At 29.1% G+C, this 7,388-nt stretch carries 9 protein-coding genes; 1 reads left to right on the top strand and 8 read right to left on the bottom strand.

All coding sequences use genetic code 11. From position 1 onward, the window contains the following. Window positions 1-205: 205 nt before the first annotated feature. The 5 genes from ACTG3S_RS09025 to ACTG3S_RS09005 all read right to left on the bottom strand — a co-directional run bounded on the left by ACTG3S_RS09025 (window position 206) and on the right by ACTG3S_RS09005 (window position 3,800). Window positions 206-493 (bottom strand): hypothetical protein, encoded by a 288-nt coding sequence (locus tag ACTG3S_RS09025; RefSeq protein ID WP_439129029.1) that lies wholly within the window; start codon window positions 491-493, stop codon window positions 206-208. A 61-nt stretch (window positions 494-554) separates the two neighbouring features. Next, the gene (locus ACTG3S_RS09020) at window positions 555-1,094 is read right to left on the bottom strand and encodes a hypothetical protein (protein ID WP_439129028.1); all 540 of its coding nucleotides are present in this window, start codon (window positions 1,092-1,094) and stop codon (window positions 555-557) included. A 195-nt stretch (window positions 1,095-1,289) separates the two neighbouring features. Continuing rightward, complete coding sequence (locus ACTG3S_RS09015; RefSeq protein ID WP_439129027.1) at window positions 1,290-2,345, bottom strand: NAD(P)/FAD-dependent oxidoreductase; 1,056 nt, start codon at window positions 2,343-2,345, stop codon at window positions 1,290-1,292. Window positions 2,346-2,419: 74 nt separating this feature from the next. Continuing rightward, window positions 2,420-2,656, bottom strand: a complete 237-nt coding sequence (locus tag ACTG3S_RS09010) for a NifU family protein (protein WP_439129026.1) — start codon at window positions 2,654-2,656, stop codon at window positions 2,420-2,422. 4 nt (window positions 2,657-2,660) lie between these two features. After that, on the bottom strand, window positions 2,661-3,800 hold the full coding sequence (locus ACTG3S_RS09005) for a P-loop NTPase (RefSeq protein ID WP_439129025.1): 1,140 nt from the start codon (window positions 3,798-3,800) through the stop codon (window positions 2,661-2,663). Window positions 3,801-3,991: 191 nt separating this feature from the next. On the opposite strand from ACTG3S_RS09005, the gene ACTG3S_RS09000 reads away from it, so the two are divergent. Continuing rightward, a complete protein-coding gene (locus ACTG3S_RS09000; RefSeq protein ID WP_439129024.1) occupies window positions 3,992-4,264 on the top strand; it encodes a DUF3817 domain-containing protein in 273 nt (90 codons plus the stop codon). Window positions 4,265-4,268: 4 nt separating this feature from the next. On the opposite strand, the gene ACTG3S_RS08995 is transcribed toward ACTG3S_RS09000, so the two are convergent. From ACTG3S_RS08995 to ACTG3S_RS08985, 3 genes are all read right to left on the bottom strand, one after another. Beyond that, window positions 4,269-4,514, bottom strand: a complete 246-nt coding sequence (locus tag ACTG3S_RS08995) for a MoaD/ThiS family protein (protein WP_439129023.1) — start codon at window positions 4,512-4,514, stop codon at window positions 4,269-4,271. A 9-nt stretch (window positions 4,515-4,523) separates the two neighbouring features. Next, a complete protein-coding gene (locus tag ACTG3S_RS08990; RefSeq protein ID WP_439129022.1) occupies window positions 4,524-6,989 on the bottom strand; it encodes a DUF5686 and carboxypeptidase regulatory-like domain-containing protein in 2,466 nt (821 codons plus the stop codon). Between the two features lie 132 nt (window positions 6,990-7,121). Next, the coding region (locus tag ACTG3S_RS08985) for a substrate-binding domain-containing protein (RefSeq protein WP_439129021.1) at window positions 7,122-7,388 on the bottom strand (267 nt) is incomplete at its 5' end.

The raw sequence follows: 7,388 nt of genomic DNA, 5'->3' as shown, positions 1-7,388 counted from the left end.
CATTGCTAAATAAGAAGCAGATGCATGCATTTCTAGTGCTATTTGGTCGTTTAACAAATCCATCACTTCTGGATGTATCGTCATTTGTCTTCTTATGGCTGTTTTCATAATCTGTAGGTATTTATAAATCAAAGATACTGCAAAGCATCGTTAAAATAATGTTAGAAAATAAATTTAAAAGCAGTCTAAATAAAAGATATAGCCTTTAATTTACTGAAAAACAATACTCTAATTCTTCTTTTAAATCTAAAAGCTTGGGGATATCTAAAAACACCAAATGTTTTCTGTCTGCAATAAATAGTAGCACAAAGTTTTCGTTTTGAATGATGTTTTCTAAACTATCTAAACTGGTTAAAGTTTGTACTTTGTTTCTTAATTGTAGTAATTGTGGAAAAGTAAGCGACATGACTTTATCATCTATCTTTAATTGATAGTTGCAAAACGTATGTTTTGTAATTTGAACATTAAAAGTTACATCTTGAAAAATTTCCATCCCGCAAATTTAATTATTATTTAGAATAAATAAAAATAAAATTTACCTAATTTTAATTGATTTAGAAGATGTCAACTAATGGAGTTACAGCAACAATATCAATTAAAATAAATGCTAGAATTTTTGTCCAAGTAGATGTTTTTTTTGCTGCAATTATAAAATTTGCATCTGCACTATTAGATTGTAATATGATGTCTTTTGTTTGGTAAATTGGGTTGTCTAAAGAAAAGTTTTTTGATAAATTAAATTTTGATGAAATATTAGCCTCTGATGTATTATTTAAATATAAAATTAGTGTTACTAAAGAAATTAGTATAAATACATCAAAACCTGTAAAGAGGTCTCCAAAATTGATATATTTAAATATTATTAATATTAAAGGAATCAAAATAAAGAGGTTAGAAAATATTTTTGCCCAGGAAGTATTTTTACTTATAATTTTAGATTTATTTTTATTAAAATTACTTTTTGTGAGTTTATCATAATACCAAATCAATATTATAATAAAGGGTAACCAAAAAATAAATACACCAAATAATTCTAATAAATTTGGAGGACTTGTAAAAGGACTATTTATTGGTAATATACTTAATGCTATCATAGCTCTAATTTTTCTCCAAAGTAAGGAATATATTTTTGATAAAAAAATTGATTTACTTAGCTAACAATGACGTTATTCAATTTTTAAGAGATTCTTGAAATTTTAACATTAAAATAAACTCAATACAATTTAAAATCTTATTATTTGTATTGATTAGACCTCACAGGTTTTTAAAACCTGTGAGGTCTATAAAACTTACTCAATCTTTTTAACCACTGCTTTTGGCGCTTCTTTTCTAGAGCCATCAAAACCATCTACACCACCAACTGTAGTATATTTCATTACATATTTTTTATCTGGAAAAATGCGTTTGTAAGCACTTTGACACATTAACGTAGCTTCATGAAAACCACATAAAATTAACTTTAATTTTCCCGGATATGTATTTACATCACCAATAGCGTAAATTCCTGGTATGTTGGTTTGATAGTCTAAAGCGTTGTTGACTTTAATAGCATTTTTCTCAATTTCTAAACCCCAATTGGCAATAGGACCTAATTTAGGTGATAAACCAAAAAGTGGAATAAAATGATCGGTTTCAATTGTAAAAGGCTCACCACCTTTTTTAATAACAGAAACTCCCTCTACTTGAGTTGTGCCAGCAATACCCACCACTTCTGCAGGTGTTATTAACTCAATTTTACCAGCATTTTTTAATTCTTGTACCTTGTCTACAGAATCTAAAGCGCCTCTAAATTCATTTCTTCTATGAATTAAAGTTACAGAAGACGCTACATCTGTTAAAAAGATAGACCAGTCTAAAGCAGAATCTCCACCACCAGCAATTACTACTTTTTTATCTCTATAAACTTCTGGATCTTTAATAATATACTCAACACCAGCATTTTCGAAATTTGCGATATTTGGTATGGGTGGTTTTCTAGGTTCAAAACTACCTAAACCACCTGCAATTGCTACTACTTTTGCATGGTGTTTTGTGCCTTTATTTGTAGTTACAATAAAGGTTTCATCTTCTTGTTTTTCTATGGTGTCTGCACGTTCACCCAATGTAAAACCTGGTTCAAATTGTTTAATTTGTTCCATTAATTTATCGGTTAAATCGCCTGCTAAAATCTCTGGATAAGCAGGAATATCATAAATGGGTTTTTTAGGATAAATTTCTGAACACTGACCTCCTGCTTGTGGTAAAGCGTCTATTAAGTGACAACGAAGTTTTAAAAGTCCTGCTTCAAAAACAGTAAATAATCCAGTCGGTCCTGCTCCAATAATTAATATATCTGTAGTAATCATTAATTTAAAAAATATTTGAAAAACAAAAGTAGATTTTTTATACAAAAAAATGTGTGACAAATGTCACACACAAATTAAGCTACATTTATAACTTCTTGTATTTGTGGTGCGTGCTTTTTTATGGTGGCTTCTACACCATTTTTTAAAGTCATTTGATTTACAGAACAGCCTGTACATGCACCTTCTAATTGTACTTTTACAATCGCATTTTCTATAGACAAAAGTTTAATATTGCCTCCATCACTCATTAAAAAAGGACGGATTTCATCTAGCGCTTTTTCTACATTTTCTAGTGTTTCTTGTGCTGTCATAACTTTATTTTTTTACTGCACTACAACCACTCATAGTAGTAATTCTAACTACTTCTGTGGGTGGTAAGTTTGCATTTCTTTTTATTAATTGTGATACCATTTCTTTAGTAATATCATTAAAAGCATTTTCTAAAACTGTACCTTCTTGTAGTGCTACTGGATGCCCAACATCACCTGATTCTCTAATGCTTTGTACTAATGGTACTTCTCCTAAAAATTGAGTTTTAATATCTTCTGCTAAATTTTTTGCTCCATTTTGACCAAAAATATAATATTTATTCTCTGGTAATTCCTCTGGTGTAAAGTAAGCCATATTTTCGATAATACCTAAAACAGGTACATTAATACTTTCTTGTTGAAACATAGCCACTCCTTTTTTTGCATCTGCCAAAGCAATATTTTGTGGCGTACTTACCACAACTGCACCGTTTATTGGCAATGCTTGCACAATTGACAAGTGTACATCACCAGTTCCTGGAGGTAAATCGATTAATAAAAAATCTAGTTCGCCCCAATCTGCATCAAAAATTAATTGTTTTAAGGCTTTAGACGCCATCGGTCCTCGCCAAATTACAGCTTGATCTGGATTTGTAAAAAAACCTAAAGACAATAATTTTACACCATAACTTTCTATAGGTTTCATTTTAGAACGCCCATCTACATTTACAGAAAGTGGTTTTTCTCTTTCTACATTAAACATAATGTGTTGAGAAGGCCCGTAAACATCTGCATCTAAAACACCCACATTAAAACCCATTTTTGCTAAAGAAATAGCTGTATTTGCTGTTATAGTAGATTTACCTACGCCACCTTTACCAGAGGCAACTGCAATTATATTTTTAATATTTGGTATTTCTTTACCTCTTATTAAATTAGGATTTTCTTTAGCAGCTGGCTTTTCTACAGAAACATTTACTTTTATTTGTAAAGTTTCTAAAACATTACTTTTAATGGCTTTCGTTATTTCTGCTTCTACTTTCTTTTTTGCCTGAAGTGTTGGGTTGCTAATTGTAACATCTACATTTACCTCATCTCCAAAAATTACTACATTTTTTACATTATTGTTTTCTACCAAACTTTTACCTTCTCCAGGTGCAGTTATGGTTTCTAATGCTTTGTATATATCTTGCTTTTTAAAACCCACGTCTTATTTTTATTTAATCTTATTTGCAAAGATACAGCTTCAAAAGGAGAAAATAAAACTCCTAAATTCTAATTATTTATAGGTAAATAAGTGCTTCTTATAGGTTAAAAATTATGTTTATTTTATAATGAAAGTAGCATTTAAAAGAAAGTTTTTTAAGACATTTGTAGTATAATTTTAGCTACATCAAAATGAAAAATATTTTTAGAATTGTTAGTTTTTTAGAAGGTATCTCTTACCTTTTGCTATTATTTGTTGCTGTACCAATTAAATATTTTAATGGAGATGATAGTTATGTAAAATTATTAGGGATGCCACATGGCTTGCTATTTATGGGTTACATTGTTTTGGCTATTGTAATTCAGAAACAAATGCAATGGAATGCTAAAACTTTAGGGATTGTTATGCTAGCCTCTATTATCCCTTTTGGAACTTTTTATATTGATAAAAAATATTTGAGATAAAATATTAACCACCACTTACTGGCGGTATTATTGCAACAACATCATCCTTTTTTATAATGGATGTATCTTCTGCATACGATTCGTTTACGGCAATTGCATACGAAGCTATGTTTTTTAAATTTGGATACTTTTGAGATAGTAAAGTTTTAAACTCTGCTACAGAAATTGATTTTTCTATAGTAATTTCTACTTGATTTCTGCCTACCAAATCTGTAGTAATCCCAAAAAATAATACTTCAATTGTTATCATAAAAATGTTTTAAAACAAGCTAGCTCTAAATACCAAACCTCTTTCTTTTATAGCTCCATAACGTGCACTAACATATTCTACCCTTAAAAAACGCCATTTACCAAAACCTAAATTTGCTAATCCTAGAGAGTACTCTGTATACGGGTGTTTATCTGCCATAAATAAAGCTTTACCACCTGCAACTAAATGAAAATTTAATTTATTTAACAGAGGTATTTTACCTAAAATTGCACCTCTAAAATTATGCTCTAAATGCATTTCTGCATATTTATCATTGGTGTAATATTTGTAATATTCTAATAAATTAAAGCTGTTTAATTCTCTGTCTATTGGAAACAATAATTGGTTTCCATTTGCTTGTAATTTATCCATAAAAGCAATGTCTTTCTTTTTTAAAAAAGCACCTGCTCTTATATGATATTGGAATCTACCAAAATTACCGGCATTTAAATCTTGCCTTATGTTTGCTATAAATAAATCTGAATTTAATTCTGATTTATCTGAACCAAATCTTTTAATATAATTTAAACTAATCGTTGGAAATTTACTTTCGCCAATATTAAATTTTCTATCTGGATAAGACAAATATTTTTGACCAATTACAAAAGTTGTACCTATATTTAAGGTTGCAATATTATGTTCTGTAAAAGCTGCATTTGTAAAATCTGTTGGGTCTAAAGGGTTATTAGAAGTAAAACCATTTACATCTTGTTTGGCAAACGAATAATCTGTGGTGTTAAAAAGTGGTGCTCTTTTTGCATATTCTAAAGAAGTTGCAAAATAAATTCCGTTTTTAATTTCTTCTGAATATCTAACTTTTGCAAAATTTTTCTCGTAAATTTTTATATAGTTTAGCCTGTAAAACAAAGACGATATTGTATTGTTTAAATTTAATATGGGTTGCCTGCCATTAAATTGTGGTGTTTCTATACCTCCAGAAATAGTGAATCTAGTTCTAGATATATTGTTCCATTTTTTAGTGAAGTAAAAAGTAGGCCTCCACTTTTTTTCTGAAAAAGCATAATTTACATCCACACCAGCATTCCACCATTTTCCTTTTTCATTTAGTTGTTCAAAATAGCTAAAACCGGCAGATGTATAAAAACCCTGCACTGTATTAAAACCTGTTTGTAATAAAGGTCCATTGTAAGAAAAAGACCTATTTTCATAAGAGTTTCTAAATGTATATCCTGTTAAAGGATCTAAAAAACCAAACTTGTTTCCTTTTGCATCCACAGAATCTAAATATTTTTTAGATTTTCTTAGCAACTTAATGCTATCTTTTAGTTGATAGTCTGTTACCTCTTCTTGTGTAAGAGGTACAGGTCTTAGTGTGTTCCAAAAAACACTGTCTTTTTTAGTTGCATTTTCTTCAAAAGTTAAAACCTCGTTGGTAAATGTATTTTCTGTAAATGTTGGGTTAAAGTCATAATCTGAATATACGTAGGAAAACTTTCCATTTGGTTTAAAACCAAAAATAGAAATATCAAAATCTATGGTCTGACTAATTAAAACCCAAGCGTCAATTTCATCAGCATAATTATAGCCTTGTTTTAATTTCAATTTATTTACAACAGGTATGTTTACCTGAGCGCCAGTAGTAATTAAGTCTGCACCATAAATGGCCCAATCGTTTTCTACAATATAAATATGTCCTTCAAAAACCCGATCATTACTTCTTTTAGGTATTAATTTTATTTTATTGATAAGTTTGCCATTTTTATCGTAAAAAGTACCTACCAATTTGTATCTATAATAACTAAAAGCATTGCCAGATACCGGAGAAACTAAACCGTTAAAAACTTCTATACTATTTTCATATAAATCTATGTTAGAGTCTTCTGCTCTGTTAAAACTAACACCATTGTCTTGACCAGAAACTTTAGAGGCTACAATTTTTTCTTTAAACTTTTTAGGTTTCTTTTGAAAAGAAATTTTAGAAAATGTTTCTGATAAATAAATAATACCACTTCTTGTGGAGTCTAAACCACCCCCAAAATCTCCAGTTGATTGCCCAAAAAATTTTTCTGGTGCGTCTTTTATTCTTGTTAAACCTCTAGAGTAAAATTTTGCTGTATAATTGTCGTATTTGTTGGTGTTTTTTTCTTTGTTTGCTATTACATTTCTAATAATTCTATTGGCGGGATTGTCTTTTGTAGAAACCGTAATTTCTTTTAGACTTACAGCTTCTTCCTCTAGAGTAACATCTAATTTATAAGGAAAAGAAGTAACTGAAATTTCTTTTTTTATGGTTGTAAAGCCTATAAATTGAAAAACTACTGTGTATTTTCCAGGTTTATTGATATCTAACACATAATCGCCATTATCATTAGAGGTTGTGCCAGTAACTGTTTTATTTAAATACACACTTACAAAAGAAAGTGGATCTCCTTTTTTATCTGTAATTTTTCCTTGTATTTGACCAATGGTTATTGATGAAATAAAAAGTAATATCAAAAAAAATACGCTTTTCATTAGGTTGATTTTAATACGTAGACGCAAACATATAGTTTATGTTACAATATTATGTTTATTATTTGTTAAACCAATTTTATGGTTTGTATCTAAAATAGACGCTTAAAAAATGCTTTTGGTTGTATCTGGTATCTAATTTAAGTCGCTTTTTGTAGATTTTCTTACTATTAAATTTGTGTCTAGAATAACTTCTTTATAGATAATATTTTTATTTTTCTTTTTGTCGTTTATTTCTTTGTATAATATTTTAAATGCTTTTTTTCCCATTTTAAAACCAGGTTGGTTTACTGTGGTTAAAGAAGGAGATATAACAGAAGACATAAACCAATTGCTAAAACCAACAATATTTATTTGTTCAGGTATTTTTATACCTTTTTTATTAAAGGCTGCTATGGCTCC

It is taken from the genome of Polaribacter sp. (assembly GCF_965656025.1).
Taxonomy (GTDB): domain Bacteria; phylum Bacteroidota; class Bacteroidia; order Flavobacteriales; family Flavobacteriaceae; genus Polaribacter.
This window is presented reverse-complemented; position numbering and strand designations above follow the sequence as displayed.